This window comes from Arthrobacter tecti, assembly GCF_054511355.1.
In genome coordinates, this window is record NZ_JBTNCT010000004.1 from 285,560 (window position 1) to 311,808 (window position 26,249).

Genomic DNA, 26,249 nt, shown 5'->3' on the forward strand with positions numbered 1-26,249 from the left:
CGTGTCCCTGGTGGAGCGGCTGCCGCGCGTGCTGACTGCAAGGGGCTGGGGCCTTGCAGTCACCGGCGTGGCTGCGCTGCTCTTCGCCCAGTTCCTCGGGCGCCGGGACCTGCTCTACCTCGGTATCCTGCTGGTGTTGCTGCCCCTGGTGTCGGTCCTCATCCTCCGCCTGGTCAAACCCCGGTTCACCGTTAGCCGGACCTTCGCTCCGCAGAGCATGGAAACCGGCTTCACAACCACGGTGACGCTCTCGGTCGCAGCTGACGGTCCGCTCGGTGGTTCGGTCACCATGCAGGAACAGCTCCCACAGCGTTTCGGTGACGCGCCGGAGTTCCACTTCCCGTCCCGCCATCCCACACCGAGCGGAGTCAGCCTCTACGAATACCGGCTGCGGTCCGCTGCCCGCGGCGTGTACGACGTCGGCCCCGTCACCGCGGGGTTCACCGATCCCTTTGGCCTTGGGATCTCCCGCCATACACTCGGCGGCACTGACCGCCTCGTGGTGACTCCCAGCCCGCTGGAACTCCCCCATTCGCCGCTCACCGGAGTCCGCGGCACCGACGGCAGTGCGGTAACCCGACGCAACGCGAACCCCAGCGATGACGATGTCATGACCCGCGAATACCGCCACGGTGATCCGATGCGGCGGGTGCACTGGGCTGCGACGGCGCGGCACAACGAGCTGATGGTGCGCCAGGAGGAGTCCGTCACCACACCGGAGGCAACCCTCATCCTTGACCAGCGCCAGGGCAGCTTCGGAACAGGTTTCCTCTCGGCGTTTTCCGGTGACCGCGACACCGAAGGCACCGGAATGCTCTCCTCACCCACCTTCGAGTGGGCCGTTGTGGCAGCGGTGTCCATCAGCGCGCACCTGCTGGAACGCAGCTACGCCCTGCGGTTCGTCGACGAGACCGGTGCGCCGGCGCTGCGGCGGTCGGAGTCGGCACCCTGGCCGGAAGACGAGGAATATGCCGGCCTGTCCGGGCTGCACGGGATAGCCCAGGGCCTGGCCGCCCTGGAGCTGTTGCCGGACCCGTCCAAGCGTGCGCCGTCCTCCCAGAAGCGGCGCCCGCTCGCCAGCCGGACGGTGAACGGTATCGAGACCCAACGCGCGGTGCCTTTCGGCGATCCCATGCTGGACAAACTGGCAAGCCTCAAGCACCGGGGCCCGTTGATCGCGTTGCTCGGGGCCATCAGCGAATCTGAAGCCCGGGACCTCGCACCCGCTGCCGAATACGGATCCCAGTCGTTTGCCATCATTGTCAGCGAACGGCCGCGCGACATGCACGGCATCATGGACATCCTCCGCGGAGCCGGCTGGCACGCTGTTGCCGTCACACCGAACGCCTCGCTGGCCGCCGCATGGGCGTACTTCGACGCCCCGACCGGGACAGTTACCTCGTCCACTGCAAAGACCACCATCAAATCGGCTACGGGGGTAGGTTCATGACGGCTACACTCTCAAGGCCGGCCACCTCGGGGCAGACACAACGCCTCACTCCCGCACGCCCGGACGAACCGCGCCGCAGCTATTGGCATCTTCTCGTCAGCCTCGCGTCCCTCGTAGCCGTCATGCTCACATCGGTGAGTCTTTCCGGAGTGATCTTCGGCGGGTCCTGGTTCACACCGGTTCTGGTAACCGTTGTCACAGTGCTCTTCTTCATGGCACTGACGCGGCTTGCCCGGCTGCCGGGTGTCTTCGCCCCCGTTGCGGGGCTGCTGGCACTCGGCGGGTCCCTGATCTGGCAGTTCTTCCCCGGGCAGAGCACCTTCGGGGTGTTTCCCGGCCCCGGATTCAACGGGCGTCTGCTGGTCCTGCTCAACCATGCCGAGAACACCGTTGTCTCACAGGTGGCCCCGGTACTGCCCGGAACAGGGCTGTTCCTGGTGGTGTGCGCCGGCGTGGGACTCATAGCCATCCTCGTGGACACCCTGGCAAATACGTTGCGTATGCCGGCCACCAGCGGGCTCGCGCTCCTTGCCATCCTGGTGGTTCCCGCCGTCGTCCGCATCAACAGTGTCGGTGTGCCTGCTTTCATCGCCGCAGTCGTGGGATTCCTGATCCTTCTGGGGTGCGCGCACTGGCGTGAGGCCCGCTTCGAATCGGCGTCCTCGCATGAACTCTCCGGCGGGCATCTTTCGCGCGGACTGGTCATCGGGGCGTCCGCACTCGTCCTTGCCGTACTCCTCCCACTCGCCATACCCGGGTTCAATTCGGGGTCTTTCCCGCAAGGTGCCCGGGTAAACCTGTGGGGAACGGCAACGGGACTGAACCCGATCGTCACGCTCGGCAACGACTTGCGGAATCCCACGGGGTTCGGCCGGATTGAATATGCAACCAATGCCGAAGATCCCCTATACCTGCGTTCTGTCACATTGGAGGACTTCAGCGGCCAGCGTTGGGAGCCTGATCAGCGGATGGGCCAGCGCGAAGCAGGTGTCGAGGAGATGGGCACCGAATTGCAGCAGGACCCCAACCTTGAAAGCTCGCTCACCCAAATCAGCACCGAAAGCTTCACCAGCCCCTGGCTGCTTGCCCCGTACGCTCCGGTTTCGATCAGCGGACTGGACGGCCGATGGGCGTGGGATCCGCAGAACCTGAGCATCCTTGCCATCGACGGCGGCTCCACCGCTCAGCAGGACTACCTTGTCCGCAGCGCAGAACCCGCGCTCACGCGCGAACGCCTGCAGGCCATCCCTCCGGTGGACCCCGAGTCCGTTCCCGAACAGTTCCTTTCCCTGCCCGAGCAGACCCCCGGAATCATCCGCGACACCACGGCGACGGTCACCGAAGGTATCGAGAACCCGTACAGCAAGGCGATCGCAATCCAGAGCTACCTGCGCGGGCCGTCTTTCGTCTACTCGGTCGACGCTCCCGTTGACGGAGGATACGACGGCAACAGCCTCGACGTGATGGCACGCTTCCTCGAGTCCAAGTCCGGTTATTGCGTCCATTACGCGGGCACCATGGCCGTGATGGCGCGCCTGGCGGGTATCCCCAGCCGCGTGGCGGTGGGATACTCACCCGGCACCCCGACGGGCGAAGTCGTCGTTGCCGAGGACGGCGTCGAGCTAACCCAGTACTCCGTGAATTCGAAGGACGCACACGCCTGGCCGGAACTGTACTTCGAGGGCGTTGGCTGGGTGCAGTTCGAACCCACCCCGTCCCGAGGCGTTGTTCCGGACTACGCGTTGTCCGCCGTCGCTCCCATTGCTCCGCCAGTCAACGACAACCTCAACCCCGGTGCCGGCCCCATTGCTCCGTCCACCGCCACGCCCTCCCCCGCAGCGGAAGAGGAGGAAACGGCACAGGCCGTGCGCGAAAGTACCGAGCGCAGTTCTGCCCTCGGCATCATCCTCGGAAGCGTCCTGCTCATCCTGGCCCTCACACCGCTGACGCTGCGGCTGTTACGGACCGCCCGCCGTCGTCGTGCCGTTACGGCCGGACCTGGTTCCGCTGGCCGGGCAACGGCGGCGTGGGCACAGGCTGTCGAGATCGCCGGTGACTACGGGTACGCGGCTGCGCCGACAGACACGCCGCGCTCCTTCGAGAACCGCCTGCTGCAGCAGGCCTCGCTGGACAAAGCCGCCGCTGATGCCGTGAAGCGCCTGCGGCGTGCGTACGAGGAAGAGGAATACTCAGCGATGCGCAGACCAGGCGACCGCCCGGCGACCAGCTGGGACGACGTCGAAACCGTTACCGCAGCGCTGCGGGATGCTGCGTCATTGCCAACACGGTTGCGCGCACGCTTCTGGCCCCCATCGCTGTGGCAGCGCTTCAGCGCCCAGCGCAGCGAGGGGCAGCGTCCCGCAGTCCGGACAGCAGGCGCCGGCGCCCGTACGGGCTAGCGCTGCCGGCGCTCCTGCCGCCCGCGTTTCAGCTGGCCGTAGGGTCCGCGATGCCCACGTACTGCGTGTAGAGGTACTCTTCGATACCTTCGTAGCCGCCCTCACGGCCGAGGCCCGACTGCTTGACCCCACCGAACGGTGCTGCGGCGTTGGAAATCACTCCCGCGTTCAATCCCAGCATTCCGGTGTCCAACCGCTCGCCGATGCGCAGCCCGCGGTTCAGGTCGCGGGTGAACACGTAGGCAACAAGCCCGTATTCGGTGTCATTGGCCAACCGGACGGCGTCATCCTCATTCGAGAAGGTGATGATGGGAGCCACCGGGCCGAAGATCTCTTCCCGGAGGATCCGGGCCGATGAGGGGACCGACGTCAGAACCGTGGCCGGGTAGAAGTAGCCCGGCCCATCCATGGGTGAGCCGCCGGCGAGGCAGGTGGCGCCGGCGTCGACCGCGTCCTGCACAAGCGAATGGACACTGTCCCGGCTCTTGCTGTCGATCAGCGGGCCGAGGGTTGAATTGTCTTCGGTGCCTCGTGCGGGGGTCACCTCGCCCATCTTCGCAGCCAGACGTTCGGCGAATTCGGCAGCAACGGATTCGTGCACAATGAAGCGGTTGGCTGCCGTGCAGGCCTCACCCATGTTGCGCAGCTTGGCGGCCATTGCGCCAGTCACTGCGGCGTCGAGATCAGCGTCTTCGAAGACCACGAACGGCGCGTTGCCGCCGAGTTCCATGGAGGTGCGCAGCACCGTTTCGGAGGCGTCCGCCAGGAGGCGGCGGCCCACGGGTGTGGAGCCGGTGAAGGAGAGCTTGCGAAGGCGGGTGTCCTTGATGAGCGGCCCGGTGACGCCGCCGGCGTCGGAAGTGGGAACGATGTTGAGCACGCCGGCCGGTAGCCCTGCCTCCATGAGCACAGTCGCGAACAACGACGACGTCAGTGGGGTGAGATTCGCGGGCTTCAGCACCATGGTGCAGCCGGCTGCGACTGCCGGGGCGATCTTGCGCGTTGCCATGGCGAGCGGGAAGTTCCACGGGGTGATGAGCAGGCACGGGCCCACGGGCTTCTTCGTCACGAGGATGCGCGACTTGCCGTCGGGGGCTGTGGAGTAGCGGCCGGAGGTGCGTACGGCTTCCTCCGAGAACCAGCGCAGGAATTCGGCTGCGTAGGTGAGCTCGCCGCGTGCTTCGGCGAGCGGCTTGCCCATTTCGAGTGTCATCAGGAGCGCAAAATCATCTGCCCGGTCGGTGACGATTTCGAACGCCCGGCGGAGGATCTCACCACGTTCCCGCGGTGCGGTCCGGGCCCAGTCGTCCTGCGCCGCTACGGCCGCATCGAGGGCGGCCTTGCCGTCTTCGGGGCTGGCGTCGGCGATGGAGAGCAGGGTCTTGCCCGTGGCTGGATCTTCGACGTCGAAGGTCTTGCCGTTGGAGGCGTCGCGCCATTGGCCGCCGATCAGCAGGCCGGTGGGAACCGTGGACAGAAGTTCGTGTTCGCGCTGGGCGGTGATGGTCATCCTCTTCAAGCCTTTACGATCGACGGAGTTCAGGGCGCGGTACTGCGCCTCAAGACCCTCACGCTAGCCCTCGGTTTCAGTCACTGTCCATGCAGCACTGCACCATGATCCCCCGTAGACCCTGTCACGGTGCACAATGCCACGAGGTGCCCTTACGTCAGAAACGCATCGTCAGGAACAGATGTCAGGACCGGGCCGCGACCACGGCCGCGTACAACTCGCGCTTACTCACCCGCGCGTCCTCTGCCACGGCGGCAACGGCCTCCTTCAGCCTCAGGCCCTGCTCCATGAGTTGGTTCACCGCGCCGACGTGGTCTGCCGGCTCCGAGGGCGCAGCGGCCGAAGCACCGCCAACGACGACGGCGATCTCGCCCCTCACTGCCACACCCTCCACCCACTCGAGCAGGTGCTGCAGTGACCCGCGAACCACTTCTTCATACCGTTTTGTCAGCTCGCGGGTTACGCAGGCCGGCCTGTCGGCTCCGAATTCCTGGTGCAGTGCCCTGATCATGGCTTCCAGGCGATGCGGGGCCTCGAAAAACACCATGGTTCGGCGTTCAGCGCGCAACTCAGCCAACCGTGCGGCCCGCTCCCCTGCCTTACGCGGGAGGAATCCCTCAAAAGTGAAACGGTCTGTGGGCAATCCCGAGAGTGCCAACGCCGTCAGCACGGCGGAGGGGCCCGGCGCCGCCGTGACGGTGATTCCCCGCCCGGCTGCCGCTTCGACCAGCCGGAACCCCGGATCGGATACCGACGGCATACCGGCGTCGGTCACCATGAGGAGAGTTGCCCCGCCGGCAACCAGGTCCAGCAGCTCTCCCGTGCGCGAGGCCTCGTTGTGCTCGTGGTAGCTGAGCGTCCGGCCCTTCGGGGTTACACCCAGCGCCCGAATCAACCGTTGAAGGCGCCGAGTATCCTCGGCGGCAATTACGTCGGCGGTTTCAAGCAGGGAGACCAGGCGGAAGCTCGCATCCCCCATATTGCCGATAGGTGTAGCTGCCAGCACAATGCTTCCCTCGCCCTGTGCAACATGCGCTGGAAGCAGCTGCGCGCCGTCGTCGTCGGCTTGCTGATCGATATCCTCTTCCTTCACTGCTCCAGCCTAGTTGCATTCCCCGCGACCTCGCATTGGCAGCCTTACCGAAACTGACAGATGCCCTCGGTACGATGATCGGGTGAGCCAAACCACCAGCACCGTTCCCGCCGCACGGCCCGAACGGCAGCAGTGGGTTACCTCTCCGCGGTCTGCGTTCACCGAGAAGGTCCTGCGCAGACGTCTGCTCGGGGAACAGCTGTCCTTCGGCATGTGGGGGTGGCTGCTTCCGCTCCTGATATCCCTCATCGGTGGAGTGTTGCGCTTCGTCCGGCTGGGAGAACCCGATTCCCTGGTTTTCGACGAGACGTACTACGTCAAGGATGCCTACTCCTACCTGCAGTCGGGATATGAGCGCGAGTGGCCTGAGGGCGCTGACGAGAGCTTCAATGCCGGAAACCCAGGGGTCATCCTGGGAACGGCGGACTACGTAGTCCACCCGCCTGTCGGCAAGTGGATGATTGCATTCGGAATGGCGTTGTTCGGTTCGGACAGTCCGTTTGGCTGGCGGTTCTCCGCTGCCGTCGTCGGCACCATTTCCATCCTGGTTGTTGCGCTGATCGCCCAGCGTCTGTTCGGTTCTGCTGCCCTGGGCGCAGCAGCAGGCCTGCTGTTGGCGGTCGACGGCCACCATCTGGTGCACTCACGCACTTCCCTGCTCGATGTCTTCCTCATGTTCTGGGTGCTTGTGGGTTTTGCGGCCCTGGTGCTGGATCGGGACCATGCACGACGCCGGATGGCGGCAAAGCTCGCAGCTTTGGCCCGGGAGCGGGGCAGGCCAACCCGGGATCAACTGCTGTACGGTCCGTGGCTGGGCTGGCGTCCATGGCGAATCGCGGCGGGCGTTGCGTTGGGGCTCGCTCTGGGAACCAAGTGGTCCGCGCTGCCGTACATTGCGGTTCTCGGACTCATGACGGTCCTGTGGGACATGGGCGCACGTCGGACGGTCGGCATAAAGCACTGGGTACGGGGAGCTGTGGTGCGTGACGGCCTGCAAGCCTTTGCCTCCATCGTTCTTGTGGCATTCGTTACCTATGTCGCTTCCTGGGCTGGCTGGTTCCTCTCCTCGGATGCCTACAACCGTCAGTGGGCAGCGGATAACCCAAACCCGGCGTTGGACTGGATTCCGGGACCGCTCCGCTCCCTCGCCGAGTATCACCGCAGCGCCTACTCGTTCCATCAGGGCCTGAGCTCCGAACACCCCTACGAGGCCACTGCGTGGTCATGGCTGGTGCTCGGGCGGCCAACGTCCTTCCACTATGAGTCGGAGGGGCTTACCTGCGGCGCAACGGACTGCTCGCAGGCAGTCAACGTGGTGGGAAATCCGATCATCTGGTGGGCGGCGGCGCTGTCGCTGATCGTCGTACTGCTGTTCTGGGCCGGACGCCGTGACTGGCGGGCGGGCGCCATCCTGGCGGGCGTGGCTGCGGGATACCTTCCGTGGTTCCTCTACCCGGACCGCACCATGTTCTTCTTCTACGCCATCGTCTTTGAACCGTTCCTGCTCCTGGCACTGGTGTACGTGTTGGGCCTGGTTCTGGGACGTGCCGGCCACCCCGCCTGGCGGCGTCGAACCGGTATTGTGCTGGTGGGGGCATTCGTCGCGCTGGCTGTGCTCGTGTCAGCGTTCTTCCTGCCCATCTGGACTTCCGAGACCATTCCATACGACCAGTGGCGTCTACGGATGTGGATGCCGAGCTGGATCTAGCATCATCAGATTCAGCATCACAGCCACCGAGGGAAAGCGAGTGCATTAAAGATGCGAGAATCCTCCACCGAGCTCCTGGTAGACCTGCCCGCCGGGTCGAACGTCACCGACCTGCTCCTCGCCCAACATAAGCGCTCCCCCCACGGTCCGCTCTACGCGGTGAAGTCCAATGGTTCGTGGCGTGATGTCAGCACGGAGTCGTTCCTCGATCAGGTTCGCCCCCTGGCCAGGGGCCTTATTGCCAGCGGCGTCCAGCCCGGCGACTGCGTCGCAGTCATGTCCAAGACGCGGTACGAGTGGACCCTCGCAGACCTGGCCATCTGGTTCGCAGGAGCGGTCACCGTGCCGGTCTACGAAACTTCCTCGGCACAACAGGTGAGCTGGATCCTTGAGGACTCTGCCGCCGTCGTCGTCCTGGTGGAAAACCGGGGGTTGGCGTCGGTGGTCCGCGAGGCCGCGCCGGATAAGCACCTGGTGCTGATGAACTACGACGACGGCGACGCCTCCTTCGCTTCGCTGGTGTCGGCCGGAGAGGGTATCAGTGACGAGGCGCTGGAGACGGCGCGGTCGGGCAGGACCCTCAACGACGTCGCGTCACTGGTCTACACCTCGGGCACAACCGGCATGCCCAAGGGGTGCGAGATCACTCATGGCAATTTCGCTCTCTTCGCAGTGAACACGCTTGAGTTCCTTCCGGAGCTGCTGCGTGAGGAGAATGCGCGGACCCTCATGTTCCTGCCGCTCGCGCACGTTCTCGCGCGGGCGGTGCAGCTGGTGTGCCTGGCCGGTGGGGTGAAGCTGGGGCATACGGGCAACGCGACCGAGCTTCTTGAGGATCTCGCCGAGTACCAGCCGACGTTCCTGCTCGTGGTGCCGCGGATCTTCGAGAAGATCTACAACACGGCTTCGCAGAAGGCAGAGGCAGCCGGCAAGGGCAAGCTGTTCTCGGCTGCGGCGGCAACAGCGGTGAGCTACTCGAAGAGGCTCGACGACGCCGCACAGGGTGGGCGCGGTCCCTCACTGCCCCTGCGGGTACGGCATGCGCTGTTTGAACGGGTGCTTTATCCGAAGCTCCGCGCGGTGTTCGGTGGCGCGGTGACGCACACCGTCTCCGGCGCGAGTCCGTTAAGTGAACATCTTGCGCACTTCTTCCGTGGCGCCGGAATCAATGTCCTGGAAGGCTACGGGCTGACCGAGAGCACAGCACCCTGCACGGCGAACACGGTTTCGCTGACCAGGGTGGGGACCGTAGGGATTCCCATGCCCGGAACCACCATCCGGGTGGACGACGACGGCGAAATCCAGGTCAACGGGGTCGGAGTGTTCAAGGGCTACCACAACAACGATGCCGCCAATCGTGAAGCCTTCACCGAGGACGGATTCTTCAGGACGGGAGATCTTGGCGCACTCGACGACGACGGCTTCCTGAAGATCACCGGGCGGAAGAAGGACCTGCTGGTAACCGCATCGGGCAAGAACGTTGCACCGGCGCCGCTTGAAGAGAAACTCCGTGAGCACCCGCTGGTGGCGCATGCGGTGGTGGTGGGCGACGGCCGCCCATACATCGCAGCACTGCTCACGGTCGATCCGGAGGCTGTTCAGAGCTGGGCGCAAGGGAACGGGCACAGCTCTCCGGTGTCGCCCGTCGCGTTGAAGGCGGAGCTCCAGCGGGCTGTGGATTCAGCTAACGAACTCGTCTCACGTGCTGAGCAGATTCGGAAGTTCGAACTGCTGGATGCGGAGTTCACGATCGATTCGGGTTACCTCACACCGACCCTGAAGCTCAAGAAGGCTGCCGTGCTGACCGATTACGGTAACGAGGTTGACCGCCTCTACGCTTCCTGAGCCGCTGCTCCTGGCCCGGTTTCGGGTTCAGGCGCTTCGGGTTCAGGCGCTTCGGGTTCAGGCGCTTCGGGTTCAGGCTTGGGCTTGAGCGCGTCGGGATGCGTAGGTAGCCGCTGACTTTTCCCGGCGCGCTTTCGTAGGCCAGGTAAGAATCACGGTCGCTACGGCGCCTATCAGGACCAGGGCGCCCACCGTTGCGGCGCTGTCGATCCAGAACTGTGCGGGGAATAGCCTGATCAAGGTGTCGTCGAGCCGGAAGGTCCAGGTGCCGTCGGCGAAGAACAGTGCGTGCACCTGCGTGAAGAAGACCTCCCACGCCAGTGCCGCGGCGATAGCAAGTCCCACGACAAGGACGAGGGTTGCAGCTGCACCGGCGAAGAGGCTCCTGCGGATTCCACCGGGATAGCGGCGCGCCAGGTAGATGCAGGCCGCGATGCAGAACAGGGCGAGAACCGTCGCGACCACAAATCCCGTGGAAAGCACCAGTTTCACATCGGCCATGTGACCGACTTCGCTGTCGAGGAACAGTTGGTCGCCGTCAGTACCCACCAGTCCGCCCAGATACCGCGGCGGCGCCCAGTTCAGGATGTAGTCCATGGCGTACGATCCGTAGGTCATCCGGTCTTCAGTGCTGAACCCGTAACTGTCAGCAGGGAAACCGGGACGGTGATACTCGGCCCAGAGGAACAACGGTGTAGCAACGGTGCGAACTGCTGCAGCGAGCAGGATCACCGGAAAGAATATGGCCACGAGGACCTGGAGCACACGGGGTAGAACAGGCTTCGCCGCTACTGCGTCGTCCCGCTGGCTTGCCCGGCGGCTGACGTCCTCTTCGGATGGGCGAATGGACAAGGCTGTGGTGTCCGGGTTTGCTTCGGTGGGCGTTTTCTCACTTGTGCCAGCGGTCTGAGCCTTGCTGTCGCTGTCTTTTGCGGAGGAGCGGTACGCAGCTACATCCGGCAGTGTGCTCGCCTTGCGCATGGGTTGGGTTCCTGACCGGTCGGGTGTCTTCGCCGGGGGCGTGTCATCGCCACGCAGCGCGGCACGGCGTTCTCCGCCTTCCACCGTTACGCCTTGCTGCCTGTTTTCGTCCTTGTCAGCCACGACCGTCTCCTCGCATAAAGCTTCTGCTTAAGACACTACTCGGGAGGTTGGCGTGCGGGTGCCACAACCACGCCGTGGCACGGTCGGGTAGCCCGCGTTGCTTGCTCATCTGCGTCGGCGAAACATAGTCAGGCGGTCAGGACGGTCGCACCCCTATCGACGTCACTCAGATCACCCGTATAGCCTGCCCGTACCGCACGGCGGCCAAGAACGAACGTGTACACCCAGTACAGGGCGAACACGACGAAGCCGATTCCGATCCTCGCCCAGACAGGCAATGGGCTGGGGGTGACAAATCCTTCAACCAGCCCGGAGACCAGCAGCACCAGGACCAACCCCAGCGCAACGGTGATCAGGGACCGCCCTTCCTCAGCGAGCGCCTGTGACCGTGTACGTGATCCGGGTGACACCCACGCCCAGAAGATCCGCAGACCCGCAGCGGCGGCGACGAAGATCGCAGTCAGCTCCATGAACCCGTGCGGAAGGATGTAAATGAAGAACACGTCAAGCCGGTCGTAGGACGCCATCATCCCTCCGGCCATTCCGACACCCTGGGCGTTCTGGTAGAGGATGAAAGGCGACCAGAATCCGGTGATGCCAAAAGCAACCGCTTGAACGGCAATCCACGCGTTATTCGTCCACACGAGTCCGGCGAAGGACGCCGGAGGGTTTTCTGAGTAGTAGTCGACGAAGTCTTCCTCGACGTAGCGCCGGATTTCTTCGTCACTGCCCAGAGCAGCGATGACGCCGGGAGTGTTCACGACCCACGCGCCATAGAGCCACGCGACCCCAACGAAGAGCACTCCGATGATGATCGTCAACCAGCGGATCCGATAGAAAGCGGCCGGCAAAGAAATCACAAAGAACCGTGCGACGTCCTCCAGAACGTTCGATCGGGCACCGGTGAATTTTGTCCGCGCCCGGGAAAGACGCATGGACAGCTCATTGGAGAGCGCACTCTCCGGAGCAACCGATCGGATCATCGACAGGTGGGTGGAGGTGCGCTGATACAAATCAAGCAGCTCGTCCGAGTCCTCACCATGCAACCTTCGTTGCCGGGTCAAGGAATCGAGCCGGTTCCAGTCCGGTCGGTTTACTGCCTCGAATGCATCCAGATCCACTCGATCAGCTTAGCGCCGAGAGCGCTCGGCGAAGGAAGCTATGCTGAATTCCAGCCAAGGGGAGGACAGTGGGATGAGCTCGGTGATCACCGGCGAAGCAGTTGTGCTGGAATTACGCCCGGCATCGTTCGGCGCACGCGCAGTCAGCGTGATGATCGACGTCGTGGCGCAGATAGTCGTCATCATCGGAGTCATCCTGGTCGTAGGGCAAACACTCGGCGGATCCTTCGACCCGGCGTTGACCCAGGCACTGGTGCTGGTGCTGGTAGTGCTGGTCCTCGTCGTCGTACCCGTCACTGTAGAAACGGTGACCCGGGGGAAGTCACTCGGAAGGCTTGTGATGGGCCTGAGGATAGTGCGCGACGACGGCGGCTCCATACGATTTCGGCACGCCTTCATCCGGGGGACGCTCGCAGTGCTGGAAATCTATCTGTTGGTCGGATCCCTTGCATTTCTGGTAGCCGTTTTCAACGAACGCTCCAAGCGGTTGGGAGACCTGCTGGCAGGAACGTATTCAATGCACGAGCGAGTGGTTGCCAAGCCGCGTGTGCGGGCCCAGCTTCCGCCGTCGATGCGAAACTGGATCCAGACCGCCGACGTGGCCCAACTTCCAGACCCCCTGACCCGGCGCATCTCACAGTTCATCGGCCAGGCGGCTCGGTTATCCCCCGGCGCCCGGGCCACACTGGCCGTGGATCTGGCCACAGAGGCACGCACCTTTGTGTTCCCCGGTCCTCCCCCGGGCACGCTGCCGGAGGACTTCCTCAATGCCGTTGTCTCCGAACGCCGCGACCGCGATTACAACCGGATGATGAAGCAACGGGAGCGGACGGCCCGCGTGGCAAAACACCTCCACAGGCTACCTTTCAGCTCCTGAGAACTCCCGCTGTCTCACGCAGGCTGCTGAGCAGTCCATTCCGTCCAGGGAACGTTCCAGTCGCCGAAGCCGTCCCAGACCTGGACCGGACCTTTGCTCGTGTTCAGGATCTGGACCATGTCGCCCGGACCGAAGACCTCATAGAAGTACTTCGCGCCCTCGGGACTCATTCCCACGCACCCGTGCGAAACGTTTGTCACGCCCAGAACTGACTGCGCCGCCGGCAAAGCTTCATGAACGAAGGCTCCGCCGTTGGAAATCCGACTGGCGTAATTGACCAGTGTCGGTTCGTAGTACGCCGGGTCACCGGGCTGGAGGCCGATCGATTCCGCCGTGAACTTTGTCTGTTCGTACTGTTCCATCACGGTGTAGTACCCGAAGAATGACGGCCACTCCTCGGTGCCGAGCGTTACGGGGAAAGTACGTTCGAGCTTGCCGTCGATGAACACCTGCATCTGCTTGGTCGCATTGTCGACGACAGCCAACCTCGTGTTGTGCGTCTGGAACGAGAAGGTGTCGTCGAAATTGCCGATCATACCGTTCCCGAAGTCCACTCCGAACAGCTGCATATCAACAGTGATGGTGCTGTTCGGCTCCCAGAACTCCTGCGGGCGGTAGCGAACCTTGTTCTCGTTCAGCCAGTAGAACGCACCCTCCTGCCCGGAGGTACTGGTGATGGTGATGGCATTCTCGACGTCGGCCTTGTTCGTTACCGGCTCGCTGAAGGTGATCTCGATGGTCTGTCCGGTACCTACCGTTGACCCGTCTGCTGGGTACATCCAGGCATTCGCCTCGTTGGCCGGCAGCACCGTGGTGAAAGTTTGTTGAATGCGGTCCCGGCCGCCAGCACTGTCAATGAGGACGAACTCGAAGGAGTACTCGGTGGCAAAGCTCAAACGCTCGTCCGCTTTCCAGGTCGTACCGTCCTCCGAAAGAGCTCCGGAAATGGCCTCGCCGCCGTCCATAGGCTCGAGTACTACGTCCTCTACAGTTGCGTTTTCCGCACGGATCTCCGGAGGCGTCACGGGGTTGACGCCCGCGGCTCCGTCAGTTGGCGTCACCCCGAACGTGTATCCCTCCGCCTGGGGCGCCTCAGACGGAGGTGTTGAGGAATCACCGGCGGGGGGAGCACTTGACGGCGTATCAGCAGAACCTGAGCCAAGGTTGGCCCACGTGGGCGCGGTTACGATGCCGGCCACTACCGCCGCTACTACAAGAAGTGCCGCGATGACGAGCGCGCCGATCTTCCAGCCTCGCCGACGGGGCTGGAGTTCTTCGGGGTGATTCGACATTCGTTATACCTTGCCTGTTGATTACTGTCCAGTTCGATTTTATGCCCGCACGCGCAGACGCAGCGACAGGACACCCCGGCGGGCGTACCAATGGGTTCAAGGCATTAGGAAGTAAGGCCGCACAGAGACCTTCGGGCTGGACGGGGCGTGCGGCAGAACCGTCCGTCCTTGGGTATCCGTCAGTACCGGTAGTGATCGGGCTTGTAGGGCCCGGCCGCATCAATGTCCAGGTATTCCGCCTGGCTCTTTGTCAGCTCGGTGAGTTCCACTCCTAGCGCGTCAAGATGAAGCCGTGCAACCTTCTCGTCCAGGATCTTCGGCAGGACGTAGACCTGCTTGTCGTATTCCAGCGATCCGTCCTCACCGGCCAAACCATGCTTGGTGTACAGCTCAATCTGGGCGATGGTCTGGTTCGCAAAGGAATTACTCATGACGAAAGAAGGGTGTCCCGTGGCATTGCCGAGGTTGAGCAGACGTCCTTCAGAAAGCATGATGATGCTGCGCTGACGATCGGTTCCCTTGTCGAAGACCCATTCGTGGACCTGCGGCTTGATCTCGACCCTTGTAATTCCCGCAACACGGGCAAGGCCCGCGATATCGATCTCGTTGTCAAAGTGCCCAATGTTGCCGACGATCGCCTGGTGCTTCATTCCCGCCATGTGGCTGGCCATGATGACATCTTTGTTGCCCGTGGTGGTGATGAAGATGTCACCTTCGGCCAGTACCGATTCCAACCGTGCAACCTGGTAGCCGTCCATTGCCGCCTGCAGCGCACAGATCGGGTCCACCTCGGTCACGATGACACGTGCACCCTGGCCGCGCAGCGCCTCGGCCGCCCCCTTTCCGACATCCCCGTAACCGCAGACAACCGCAACCTTTCCGCCGATCAGGACATCGGTTGCCCGATTCAGGCCGTCCGGCAGTGAGTGACGGATACCGTACTTGTTGTCGAATTTGGACTTGGTCACCGAATCATTGACATTGATGGCAGGGAACAGAAGTTTTCCCTGCTCGGCGAGCTGGTACAGCCGGTGGACCCCGGTTGTGGTTTCTTCCGAAACGCCCTTGATGTCCCCGGCAATGCGCGTCCAGAGCTGCGGGTCTTCCTGAAGCTGTGCGCGAAGAACATCCAAAATCACCGTGTACTCGTGCGAATAGTCGACGTCCTCCTCTGCAGGCGCAGCGGGAACCGCACCTGCCGCCTCGAACTCAACGCCGTTGTGGACCAGAAGGGTGGCATCGCCGCCGTCGTCCAGGATCATGTTCGGGCCGCCGTCGGGCCACCTCAGAATCTGTGTGGTTGCCCACCAGTATTCTTCCAGCGTCTCGTTCTTCCAGGCGAAGACAGGTACTCCGGCCGGCTCATCGACAGTGCCCGACCCGACGACGACGGCCGCCGCAGCCTCGTCCTGCGTTGAGAAGATATTGCACGAGGCCCACCGAACCTGGGCACCGAGTGCAGTCAGCGTTTCGATCAGGACGGCAGTCTGGACCGTCATGTGAAGCGAACCGGCAACCCGTGCACCCTTCAGTGGCTGGCTGTCACCGAACTCGCGGCGTAGGGCCATCAGACCGGGCATCTCGTGCTCCGCAAGGCGAATCTGGTGGCGCCCGGCCTCAGCGAGTGAAAGGTCGGCTACTTTGAACTCAAACGTCATTTTGTGTGGGTTCCTCTGCGGATGTGGCGGGCGGAATGTCAAGAGCAGATGGGTCCCGGCGCGTTGCGGACGCCGAGGTTGCCCCTACGAGTTCGGGGCTGAGCAGCACGGGGATTGATTCGTCGATAGGATATTCGACCGGCCTGCCTGACGCATCGGGCGCAACGGAGCGAAGTACCTCGCCGTCCTGGACGACAGCAGAACCGGTCACTGGGCATCGGAGGATGGTCAGCAGACCGGGTGCGATATTGGGCAATGGGATGCAACCCTTCCAGGATTCCGGATACAGCTCGGAGTGCGCGGTACTGCAGCGCTGGGCGATGCGGTGAAACAAGCGTATCGCGCAGCATGAGAGGACGGAGAATTGGGCGCACGATGCCTAGGAGTCGCGCAGCACCCTCAGGTGGCCTCGACGGGTACCGCGTTCTCCCGGTGGCGGCGACAGGGGGGTTTTCGATGAGGGCGCTGCCGGCTCGGGAAGGCTTCGGTCGGTCGCAGCCTCCCGAACGGCATTTGCGAGGGCGAGGAGGTCATCCGGATTCGGTTCGGGCGGTCCGGAGGGCAGAGCCAGCCGGACAACTTCCCACCCGCGTGGAACTGTCAATCTTTCAGCGTGGAGCGTGCACAGGTCATAGGAATGCGGTTCGGCATAGGTGGCGAGCGGACCCAGCACCGCAGTGGAATCGGCATACACATAAGTCAGCGTTGCCACAGCAGCTCGCTGGCACGCTGAACGCGAACATTGACGGATGGATCCCACGACTGATCAGCCTACCGTGTCCGGTGACCGCTCCGCGGACCGACTCTCGTTTTCCACGGGCCCGCGGACACGGAGGTGTGCTTCAAGCTGAGCTCTGGGGTGCAGGCAAGCCGTCTTGGGACTAGAGTTTCTTCATGCGGGATAGCTCTGAACTGTCGATTCGCCTGGCTGTGCCGGACTCCCCGCTTCGCGGATCTTCCGATTCCGCCGGGCGGCGTCGCAATCGGCACGGACGCGGGGTGCGGGGCGACCTGATCCCTTCCCATCTCCCCGGTTCCCGGACACGGTCCGAGCGTTTCGAAGACTGGGTGATGGAGTCAGCGCAGCGCCTTGAACGGCTCTGGGGCGACCGGATCCAGGACGTCCAGATAAACGTGCAGGAAATCCCGGACGGCTTGGAGAGCATGACCCCGCTCGCACTGCGTGGCCTGCTGGGTACCTCCACGCCTGCCGCCGACAAGCGGCCGGCGATCATCACGGTGTACCGGCATCCAATCGAGATGGCTGCCAAAGGCTACGTTCCCACCAATGAGCTGGTGCACGACGTCGTCGTCGAACAGATCGCCGAGCTGCTTGGCATGACCCCCGAAGCCGTCGATCCGGCCTATGGACGGTCCCGCGCCTAGCACGCGGCCTGCCGGAGAATACGGGTTTCGGCGAAGAACCCCTAGAACCCGATATTCACCGCGACACTTTGTTGCCCCGCACTCCCCGGCGGAATCGGTGAGACCGCAATTCCAGGCGTCTCTCCCCCGAGGGTTGCGAGCTGCGCCCCATACGCGGGGTCTCCTGACGATCCGATCAGCGCAGCCACCGCACCCTCGCCGAGATCAATTGCCGGCACCGTTACCGTGGTGCCTCCACCTACATTGAAGACACGCTCCTCGCCGAGCGCACCTTCGGCATTGACGGGCGTGATCGTGACCTCTGCCCTTCCACTGGGTGCGGTGAACACGAACGATGCGTCTGCACCGCTCGGCAGCACCGAGACGTGCTCGCTTCCAAGCCTGGCCGCCGACGGAATCCGTGCAAGGTCGAGGGGCTCCCCCGGTTCTGTTCCCCGCGCAATCCGCGCTCCCGCAACGATGAGCACATCCGAGCTCACGACCGCCGCATAGTTTCCCTCCGGAAGGGAGTCCAGGGGAATGGCTGTCACAGTCGAAGCCGCCGCGGTCACGACTCCCCCGCCGGGCAAATCGACTTCACCGTTGGGTCCATAGATCCGGACGTCGAGGACAGCGTCGGTGCCGCCCGGTACCGCTACCTGGAGGGAAGGAGCCGCGTTCGCGTATCCATCCTGGGCAACAATTTCAGCCATCACATCGTCAGGCTGGATCTGGATGCCCGGAACTACCTGGCTGGATGAGCCTGAAGCGGAGGACTGAATGAGATCCACCCCGCCCGAGGTCAACCCCCGGAGCACGCTCTGCTGGACAAATCCGCTGACACGGCCGCCGTCGCTGCGAACCCTGACGGCAACATTTTCGTCGTTGGCAGCGAGCCCGGCCAACACGATCGACTCCGATTCGCCCGGCGCGATCAGTATTCCCCTGCCACCGGGCGCGTCAATCACACCCTTTGATCCATGCAACTCAAGATTGACCGTAGCCGGGGAAACCGACGGATTGTGCAGCTTCAACACTGCTGTTGCGCCAACGGTGGTCGAGGCTCCCACCAGCCAGAAGTCGTTCGACGGCTCCTGGCAGTTCGCCGTAGCAAGCCCCGCCAGGTCCCCATCGGATGCCGTGTACGTGAATCCGGCGCCTGCGGTTGCCTCCTGCTCACCGACGGCCTGGGCGCGCAGCACCGTTGCATTCTCCACATTTACACCGCGGACAACACCGGCAACACGCCCGGTTAAGCCGTCCTCGTTGCTTACCTGCGGCTTCGCCTCCGATTCGGGCACCTGTTCGGCAATGACAGCTGCCGGCTCATCGGCTCCGAGCGGGCTTACGGCCGCACCGGGCACTGTTCCCCCGAGGTCGCTCAAAGCCATCGCACTGACCCGGTTCTCTGCTGTTTCAGACACCGGGCTGAACTCAGGATCCCCGCCCTCCACAGCGCCCTCCAGCAGCCGGAGCGGTTCGGGACAGACGGCAGAGTACTCACCGGCGGGCACGGCAGCAGTCGGAACAGGAAACTGCTCCGAGGCAGTTCCAATCCGCCCCGCAATGCCCGCACCCGCGATCGCACCCGTCGCAGACACCAGTACGACGCCGGCAGCTACACCCGCCGCACTGCGCACCCACGTGCCGCGCGGGCTTCGGGCGCCGGTACGTTCCGTGTTGTCTTTCCTGCTCATGCTTCCCACATCAGTTACCGGCCCTTCTACCGCTCAGAGCCGCAGTATCGGACCTTGGATTATCGGACCGTGGTGGGTCGGCGGGTTCACCGGCCCCGAGGTCCTGACCACCGACCGGACGCTCCCCATGTGCTTCCCTGCTTCCGGTGGCGGCCTGCTCCTTCAGAATCGCACCATCGCGCACGTCATTTGCCACTGCATCAACATGCCCACGATTCGTGTCACGGGCCGGGACCGCTGCACGCCTGCCTGAGGAAGATCGAACCTCACTTGCCTGGTTCCTGCCAGGCGGGATGCGGACAAGCCGCGGACGCGCGGGAATGGGAACGGCCAACAGCACGGTCAATCCGAACACCACCGCCTGTCCGATTCCCGCCCAGGGTTCCCACGGAGTCACATAGCGGACCTCAAGCGTGCCGCCGTTCTCCGGAAGCGCGTAGCCCTGGCTCCAGCCTGCGTCAGCAGGTTCCAGCCGCTGTCCGTTCAGCGTTGCTTCCCAACCGGGAGCGGCACGTTCGGCCAATACGAGGGTTCGCCCTTCCGGCCCTGCCGGAACGTCCGCAGACGCGGTTGTCGGACCAGAGTCAAGCACACTGATAGTGGAGCCGGACTCATCCAGGACGCGGATGCGTCCTGTCTGCGGCGCCGACTCGCTCGCTCCGGAAGCCTGCATCTCGACGCGCCATAGCCACCCCGACTCGGTGTTGCCGACCGATACGAGCCCCGGTACGGAATCAATCTGGCTGGCGAGAACTTCGGCCGCCGAGTCGGACTGCTGCAGCACCACAAACCCAATGCCGAGCCGCTTGAGTTCTTCACGAGGATCAGCACCGGTTCCGGCGACGAGGGTGGCCACTGTCCGGCGCATGTCCGCCGTGGCGTCGTCGTCGGTCCTCAACTGAGCGTCCAGCAGTGGACCGTGCAGCTGACGAGCCGCATATATCTGTGACAGCCCGTCCAGGGTTGTCCCGCCGCCACGCATCACGGCGGCGCTGACGTTCCTGTCGCCGTCGACATTCATCACCAGGGTGCGGCTTCGTTCCCCGCTGCTCCCCCGATCCGCTGCCGTGGCCGGCAACGTCCGCTGCGCGCTTGGCACAACCCAGGACTCCGTACCGAAGGACGTGGCCGCAAGGGAAGGGTCCGCCGCACGAATTTGAGGGATCAGCCACAGTCCAAGGCTGGTTGCAGGCCCCAGAGCCAGGATGACTGCAGCCGAGGTCAGCCACAGGCGCGTGCCGCGCCCAGCGGAGGAGCTCGAGCGTGCGCGCCGGGTGCGCAGGAACTGCGAGATGCCCTCCCCGCCAAGAAGCCCTGCAGCGAGCAGCGCGAAGGCGAGCACCGAAACCCACGGGCCGGAGAACGGGGTCATGAGCGTCGCGGAGCCGACTGCAGTAATCACAAGGGAACTTCCAGCGCTGCCAAGGAGCGCCAGGATCGCCAGCAGCCACAGCACCCGTGCCGCGGGCCGGCCACGTCCCGGTAGGAACAGTGCGGCGGCTCCCAGCAGCAGTACGGGCAACCCGACCAACAAGGCTGCTACAAGCGGCCATGGTCCCTGGGAGAGGGTCGGAAAGGCCGCAAGCGGTGCAAAGGGGTCAAACGCGACGGGGTAACCGAGCAACTGTTGCCACAGTGCGGCGGCCTCGAAGGGAAATGGGAGCCCTGGATCCCCAACCACAGCCCGGGGACGATCCAGGGTTGAAATCGCAAACGGCAGGAAGAGGGCCAACACCGGCAGCAGAGCCCACCACAAGGTCTTCGCCCGGCGCCTGGCTACAAAGGTAATAAGGAGAACGGCGAGCACGAAGAAGATCAGCAGGGACGGCGCACTGGCAACGATCGCTGCGATCAGCAGGCCGGCTGCTGCTGCGGCGGTCCAGCTCGGAATCCCGTTGATCCCCGGTTTCAGCATCAGCTGCAGGCCGCGCTGCCGGTTCCTGTACTCGAGCGAATCGTCCGACTGTGAGCCCGGTCTCCCTGGAGCCTGACCCACAGCGCGAATCATCGCGAGGGCCGCAAACGGAAGCAGAACGTGGACCAGAAGCGCACCGAGACGCCCGGTTCCCAAAGCAACCTGAAGTACTGGCACTGAACCCCAGAAGAAGGCTGCCCACAATCGCAACGGTCTGCTGCGGACCAGGGCGCCGGCTGCAAACCAAGCGCTCACACCGGCCAGCGGGGCAGCACACAGCAGCAGGGCAACAATAGCGGCGTTGCCGTTACCGAATCCCAGAGCCGACAGCACCCACAGAACGTAGCCGAACGGATCTCCGTGGCCGGCCACCCCTGAGCCAAGCCCGATCCACCACCGGGAAGAATTGGCCCAGATCTCTGCGAGGTCGGTCGATACAGGAAGCAGCGCCCCGCCGGCGAGCGCCGGCGCACCAACAAATCCGGACAGGGCGATGACCGAGACGCCCATCAGAACCACAGCGGCGGCGATGGCCCCCAACCCGACCCATAGGCGGGACGGACCTTCGAGTGCCGCGAAATCATCGTTCGCATCGCCGCTCGGAACTTCCGCGGCGGTGCTTTGGGCATAGGACTCATCTTCGAGCCCACGTGCAGAGAAGGCTTCAACCACGGACTTGCGGTGTGACCACACTTCCCGCCGGTGTGTCCGCAGGGCGCGAACGACCGAGCGCGGCCGCCGCTTGGTGCGGGCTGCGGACCGTCGCGAGCGGTACAGGTCAAAAGGCTTGAGGCAGGCCGCGATACTGGCGGTCAATTGCCCGAGCCCATAGCCGGGGTCCTTCGCAAGCATCCCCAGGATCAGCCGGGCGAACCCGCCCAGGACTGCACCGATTGCCAGAAACGGCACCTTCCAGAGCGTGGCGTGCTTGAGGCGCAGGTACACCTCAGAGCGACGTGCTGCACGGAACACGGCGGTGTGGCTTTCGCGCGAGCCTGCATGACGCATCGCCGCAGTGGGCACCACCACTACGCGATGCCCGGCCAGGCGGTTCCGCCAGCAGAAATCGACATCATCGCCGACGCCCGGCAGTGCCGGATCGAACCCGCCGAGTTCGTCCCACACATCACGGCGAATGAGCATGCCTGCCGAGTTCACGGCGAAGGTGTCGCTGCGGACGTCATACTGGCCCTGATCCAGTTCATCTACATCGATGAGGGTGAGCCGTTCGGCCCACCGGCTGATCGAGAGTCCAACGTCAACCAGCTTCCGCCGGTGTTCCCATTCAACCTGTTTAGCTCCAGCGACGGTTACCGACGGCGCGAGTTCAACGGCTCGAAGCAGTTCCTCCAGGGCCGTTGGTTCGGGCGCTGAATCATCATGCACCAACCAGATCCAGTCCTGGTCAGCAGCCTCAGGGTCGGCACGACGGGCGGCGGGAATTTCCGCCAGCCCTGTCCGAATGGCGCCTCCGAACCCTCCTCGTCCGCTCACCCCCACAACCGGCGAACCCACCGGAAGCTGCAGTTGCAGAATCGACGCCGATTCATCAGTTGAACCGGCGTCTACTCCAACGTGAAAGTCCGCGGGTCGGGTCTGTCGACCAAGTGCACCCAGCGTTTCAGCGAGGTACTCGGCACCGTTATGCGCTACGACAACGGCCGTGACCCTTTGGTGAGGATGAATCAGACTGCTCGCTTTCGTAACCGCCGGCGCTCACGCTCGGAGAGGCCTCCCCAGATTCCGAACCGCTCGTCATTGGCCAGTGCGTATTCCAGGCACTGGGCCTTGACGTTGCAGGAACCGCAGACCTTCTTCGCGTCCCGCGTTGAGCCGCCCTTTTCCGGGAAGAACGCTTCGGGGTCAGTCTGTGCGCACAGGGCATCCGCCTGCCACCCAAGCTCCCCTTCATCATCGAAGTCGGAGCCGATTCCGGGCAACCCGATCCAGACAGCCTGCTCCACGTGTTCCGGTGCAGCGGGTTTGCGCGGACTGGAGATTTTCTCCGGGTCCAGGAAGTTCTCGACTGCGGCGCCGTCGCTGAGTGCCTCGTGCGCTGCAAGGAACGCGGTCGCCTCATCTTCCAGGCCCTGGGTCTGCTGTTTGTACCGAACAGCTGCACCCGGATCTGCCGGGTCAACGTACCAGTCCTGTGGCACTCCCCGTGATCCGTAACGCGCCGATGCCTGGGCCGCTATGGATGTACGGTCCTGTATGTGCTCTGCCTGCCCCATATCAGCCTCCCGGTGTTGCAGCTCCGGCCGGAAGCTAGTGTGGGAGATGCGTCCACCGCAAGTCGCTGTGAACCTCTAAATCCCGTCCGCCGGAACAAATCCGATGACCTAATTACACGCGTGTAATACGTTGTGAGTCAAGCGGCGGAAGGAATCTTATAGAGTAATTTTCGTCAGCGGTTGGCACGCCACGCGCAAGACTCCTCACGATTCAGCAACCGGCGCCCTCAAATACGCCCGACGGACCGCGGCGGCGCCGGGAAGGAACAGCATCAATGACCAATATTTCCAGCGTGGCCGGACTCCTCGAATCCTTCCGGGCGGCGTCCTCCAGCCCGAAGCTCATCTGGTACGGCGAAACGAACGAACGAATCGAACTATCCGGACGCGTACTCGAGAACTGGGTGGCAAAAACCTCCAACCTTCTCGTCGAGGAACTGGACGCTGACGAGTCCACCGTTGTCGCAATGAACCTGTCCCCGCATTGGAAGTCCCTGATCTGGGCTTTGGCATGCTGGCAGGTGGGAGCGCGGAGTGCCATCGCGGAGCCTCCAGCAGAAGCTGACATCCGCCTCTCGATGGAGGCCGATGTTGCCGACAAGGACGTTGCCGCCAACGGCGTGTCCGTGCTCATCGCTCCCGGCGCGCTGGATGTGCGCTGGCCGGGCGAGCTCCCGGTCGGCAGCGTGGACTACGCGGCTTCGGTTCGCTCTTACGGCGACGTCTATCTGGAGGAGCCTGCACGCCCGGATTCGGTGCTCGCCACCGACGGCGTGAGAAGTCTCACCTTCCAGGACCTGCTTTCCGCGCCGCTGGCAGCAGAGGATGAAAGCGCGTCAGGACAGCCGGAGAACGACGACGGCGTGTGGCTGGTTCCAGCCGGGCTCCCCCTGGGTACGGTGCTGGCTGCCGTTGTCCGTATCTGGGCGGGCGGCGGCGCCGTCGTCCTGGTGCACCCGGGCGTAGAGGTGACCGACCGATTGTTGGCGGGGGAACGGATTACTGCTCGGTTGGCTGCTTAGCTTCCCGCACAACGGTACCCAGCCCGCCGACGTCGTTCTGGTCCGTCCGGGCGTGGCCGGAGTCCGAAGTGTCCGCAGCATGCGCGCCACCTGAGTGCGGGTGGATAAGTTCGTAGTCGTGCGCGAAGCCGGGCTCTGCATCGAGTTCCACGTTGAAGACCCAGAAGCGGTAGGCGACGAAACGCACGGCGGTAGCCAGTACGGTTCCTATGATCCCGGCAACGAACAGGCCGGTGCGGTCGGAAATATCGAGTGGGTACTTCGCCAGCCAGACAAAGCCCGCTGCTATGCCCAGTCCGATGGCGTTGATCAGGGCGAACATCACGAGCTCGCGCCATGGGTTGGCTTGCCTGCGGTGGCGGAATGTCCAGTACCTATTGGCAATCCACGCGAACACGGTGGCGATCGACGCTGAAACGACCTGGGCTTTGACCTCGCTGTCCGACATGGGCCCGTGGATGAACAGCCAGAACAGTCCCTTGTCGATGATGAACGCCACGCCGCCCACTGCGCCGAATTTCGCGAGCTCCCGCCAGAACAGGGACGCGAGGCCCCTGATTCGCTCAGCAAGTGTGGTGATCATGACCCTCCGGTCGATTGGACTAATTCGCCATGGCAGCTGTTGGAAAAGCATACGGGGCGGACGAACTGCGAGGAGCTGCGAAGAACACAGTACAACTGCCGATCTATTTTACTGTACCGATCGAGATTGAGACTTTCCTAGGAAGGTGGACAGGGAAGAGGTCACATCACGGTTACGCACCCGGCTATGGGTACCCTGAAGGGGTGACTTTTCCCGTAATTGGTGTGGTGGGCGGCGGCCAGCTGGCCCGGATGATGGCACCGCCCGCCGTCGAACTAGGCCTTGAACTACGCGTGCTGGCAGAGGCTCCCGGTGTATCCGCGGTTGCTGCCGTGGCTCAAGCGACCGTCGGTGACTACCTGAGCCTGGAGGACCTGCTGGCCTTCGCCGAAGGCGTCGACGTCCTGACCTTCGATCACGAGCACGTTCCCGGTGGGCACCTTCGCGCGCTTGTTGCTGCCGGAGTGAATGTGCAACCGCGGCCGGAAGCGCTGCAACACGCCCAGGACAAGCTGATCATGCGCGCCGCAGTTGACCGGCTGGGACTCCCGAACCCCCGGTGGAGTGCAGTTTCCTCCCCGGATGAGCTCCGGGAGTTCGGAGACGCAGTAGGTTGGCCCGTGGTTCTGAAGACCCCGCGCGGCGGCTACGACGGCAAGGGCGTGCGGATTATCGCCTCGGCGGAGGACACCGGCCATGCCGCCGACTGGTTCGACGGTTCAGCCCTCCTTGCGGAGGAAAAGGTCGCGTTCACCCGTGAACTGTCAGCGCTGGTAGCACGCTCCCCCAGCGGGGAAGCCCGCGCCTGGCCGGTGGTTCACTCCATCCAGGTTGACGGCGTCTGCGACAAAGTGATCGCCCCGGCACAGGACCTGCCCCGTGAACAGGGACAAGCGATTGCGGGCGCCGCCCTGCGCATCGCCGATGAGCTCGCCGTCACCGGCGTCATGGCGATGGAACTGTTCGAGGTTCCCGACTCCGAGCATGGATTCCTCATCAATGAACTTGCCATGCGGCCGCACAACTCGGGCCACTGGACCATGGACGGCTCTGTCACCAGCCAGTTCGAACAGCATCTTCGCGCTGTGCTTGACCTGCCGCTCGGCGATCCCTCACTGGCAGGCGGTGTGGTTGTGATGAAGAACATCCTCGGCGGGGACAACCCCGAGCTGTATAGTGCTTTTCCGAAAGCGATGCAGACGGAGCCCGCTGCGAAAATCCACACCTACGGCAAGAGCGTCCGGCCGGGCCGCAAGATCGGCCATGTCAACGCGATGGGTCTAACAGGCGAAACGCCTGCACAGATCGCCCGGCGTGCTGAACGCGCCGCGGCGATCCTGCGGGACGGATGCGAGACCCGGAAGGAAGAACAGTGA

19 protein-coding genes are annotated in these 26,249 nt (G+C 63.8%); 8 read left to right on the forward strand and 11 right to left on the reverse strand.

All coding sequences use genetic code 11. The annotated features are described in order from the left end of the window. Position 1: 1 nt before the first annotated feature. Together ACX80C_RS07665 and ACX80C_RS07670 are read left to right on the forward strand one after the other, a co-directional pair. The gene (locus ACX80C_RS07665) at positions 2-1,450 is read left to right on the forward strand and encodes a DUF58 domain-containing protein (protein ID WP_459325833.1); all 1,449 of its coding nucleotides are present in this window, start codon (positions 2-4) and stop codon (positions 1,448-1,450) included. Continuing rightward, positions 1,447-3,849: a transglutaminase TgpA family protein gene (locus tag ACX80C_RS07670; RefSeq protein ID WP_459325834.1), complete on the forward strand. Its 2,403-nt coding sequence runs from the start codon at positions 1,447-1,449 to the stop codon at positions 3,847-3,849. The genes ACX80C_RS07665 and ACX80C_RS07670 overlap by 4 nt, the downstream gene beginning before the upstream one ends. A 28-nt stretch (positions 3,850-3,877) precedes the next feature. Here ACX80C_RS07670 and ACX80C_RS07675 read toward each other — a convergent pair whose 3' ends face one another. Further along, positions 3,878-5,359, reverse strand: a complete 1,482-nt coding sequence (locus tag ACX80C_RS07675) for an NAD-dependent succinate-semialdehyde dehydrogenase (protein WP_459325835.1) — start codon at positions 5,357-5,359, stop codon at positions 3,878-3,880. A gap of 184 nt (positions 5,360-5,543) precedes the next feature. Continuing rightward, a complete protein-coding gene (rsmI, locus tag ACX80C_RS07680) occupies positions 5,544-6,404 on the reverse strand; it encodes a 16S rRNA (cytidine(1402)-2'-O)-methyltransferase (RefSeq protein WP_459325892.1) in 861 nt (286 codons plus the stop codon). Positions 6,405-6,663: 259 nt separating this feature from the next. Between rsmI and ACX80C_RS07685 the strand changes: the two genes are divergently transcribed. Next, positions 6,664-8,160 carry a dolichyl-phosphate-mannose--protein mannosyltransferase gene (locus ACX80C_RS07685; protein ID WP_459325893.1) on the forward strand — a complete coding sequence of 499 codons (1,497 nt, stop codon included), beginning with the start codon at positions 6,664-6,666 and terminating at the stop codon, positions 8,158-8,160. 51 nt (positions 8,161-8,211) lie between these two features. Next, positions 8,212-10,005, forward strand: a complete 1,794-nt coding sequence (locus ACX80C_RS07690; RefSeq protein WP_459325837.1) for an AMP-dependent synthetase/ligase — start codon at positions 8,212-8,214, stop codon at positions 10,003-10,005. Between the two features lie 72 nt (positions 10,006-10,077). On the opposite strand, the gene ACX80C_RS07695 is transcribed toward ACX80C_RS07690, so the two are convergent. Further along, entirely contained in the window at positions 10,078-11,109 is a 1,032-nt protein-coding gene (locus ACX80C_RS07695; protein ID WP_459325839.1) for a lipoprotein intramolecular transacylase Lit, read from the reverse strand. Positions 11,110-11,237: 128 nt separating this feature from the next. Then, complete coding sequence (locus ACX80C_RS07700) at positions 11,238-12,230, reverse strand: stage II sporulation protein M (RefSeq protein WP_459325841.1); 993 nt, start codon at positions 12,228-12,230, stop codon at positions 11,238-11,240. A 40-nt stretch (positions 12,231-12,270) separates the two neighbouring features. Between ACX80C_RS07700 and ACX80C_RS07705 the strand changes: the two genes are divergently transcribed. After that, positions 12,271-13,107, forward strand: coding sequence for an RDD family protein (locus tag ACX80C_RS07705; protein WP_459325843.1), 837 nt, complete (start codon positions 12,271-12,273; stop codon positions 13,105-13,107). 14 nt (positions 13,108-13,121) lie between these two features. Here ACX80C_RS07705 and ACX80C_RS07710 read toward each other — a convergent pair whose 3' ends face one another. The 3 genes from ACX80C_RS07710 to ACX80C_RS07720 all read right to left on the reverse strand — a co-directional run bounded on the left by ACX80C_RS07710 (position 13,122) and on the right by ACX80C_RS07720 (position 16,817). Continuing rightward, on the reverse strand, positions 13,122-14,399 hold the full coding sequence (locus ACX80C_RS07710) for a L,D-transpeptidase (protein ID WP_459325845.1): 1,278 nt from the start codon (positions 14,397-14,399) through the stop codon (positions 13,122-13,124). A 179-nt stretch (positions 14,400-14,578) separates the two neighbouring features. Continuing rightward, the gene (ahcY, locus tag ACX80C_RS07715; protein ID WP_459325847.1) at positions 14,579-16,057 is read right to left on the reverse strand and encodes an adenosylhomocysteinase; all 1,479 of its coding nucleotides are present in this window, start codon (positions 16,055-16,057) and stop codon (positions 14,579-14,581) included. Positions 16,058-16,436: 379 nt separating this feature from the next. Next, entirely contained in the window at positions 16,437-16,817 is a 381-nt protein-coding gene (locus tag ACX80C_RS07720) for a DUF3499 domain-containing protein (protein WP_459325849.1), read from the reverse strand. 134 nt (positions 16,818-16,951) lie between these two features. On the opposite strand from ACX80C_RS07720, the gene ACX80C_RS07725 reads away from it, so the two are divergent. Beyond that, entirely contained in the window at positions 16,952-17,443 is a 492-nt protein-coding gene (locus ACX80C_RS07725; RefSeq protein WP_459325851.1) for a metallopeptidase family protein, read from the forward strand. A 41-nt stretch (positions 17,444-17,484) separates the two neighbouring features. On the opposite strand, the gene ACX80C_RS07730 is transcribed toward ACX80C_RS07725, so the two are convergent. Genes ACX80C_RS07730 through ACX80C_RS07740 form a run of 3 tightly spaced genes read right to left on the reverse strand, consistent with a single transcriptional unit; the run spans position 17,485 to position 23,268 of the window. Beyond that, positions 17,485-19,119: a DUF5719 family protein gene (locus tag ACX80C_RS07730; RefSeq protein WP_459325852.1), complete on the reverse strand. Its 1,635-nt coding sequence runs from the start codon at positions 19,117-19,119 to the stop codon at positions 17,485-17,487. A gap of 10 nt (positions 19,120-19,129) precedes the next feature. Then, the gene (locus tag ACX80C_RS07735) at positions 19,130-22,723 is read right to left on the reverse strand and encodes a glycosyltransferase (RefSeq protein ID WP_459325894.1); all 3,594 of its coding nucleotides are present in this window, start codon (positions 22,721-22,723) and stop codon (positions 19,130-19,132) included. After that, positions 22,720-23,268 carry a WhiB family transcriptional regulator gene (locus ACX80C_RS07740; RefSeq protein WP_459325854.1) on the reverse strand — a complete coding sequence of 183 codons (549 nt, stop codon included), beginning with the start codon at positions 23,266-23,268 and terminating at the stop codon, positions 22,720-22,722. Before ACX80C_RS07740 ends, ACX80C_RS07735 begins: the two co-directional genes overlap by 4 nt. A gap of 275 nt (positions 23,269-23,543) precedes the next feature. Between ACX80C_RS07740 and ACX80C_RS07745 the strand changes: the two genes are divergently transcribed. Then, positions 23,544-24,290, forward strand: coding sequence for a TIGR03089 family protein (locus tag ACX80C_RS07745; protein WP_459325856.1), 747 nt, complete (start codon positions 23,544-23,546; stop codon positions 24,288-24,290). Here ACX80C_RS07745 and ACX80C_RS07750 read toward each other — a convergent pair. Beyond that, positions 24,268-24,873 carry a GtrA family protein gene (locus tag ACX80C_RS07750; protein ID WP_459325857.1) on the reverse strand — a complete coding sequence of 202 codons (606 nt, stop codon included), beginning with the start codon at positions 24,871-24,873 and terminating at the stop codon, positions 24,268-24,270. The genes ACX80C_RS07745 and ACX80C_RS07750 overlap by 23 nt on opposite strands. A gap of 251 nt (positions 24,874-25,124) precedes the next feature. Between ACX80C_RS07750 and ACX80C_RS07755 the strand changes: the two genes are divergently transcribed. Then, positions 25,125-26,249 (forward strand): 5-(carboxyamino)imidazole ribonucleotide synthase, encoded by a 1,125-nt coding sequence (locus ACX80C_RS07755; RefSeq protein WP_459325895.1) that lies wholly within the window; start codon positions 25,125-25,127, stop codon positions 26,247-26,249.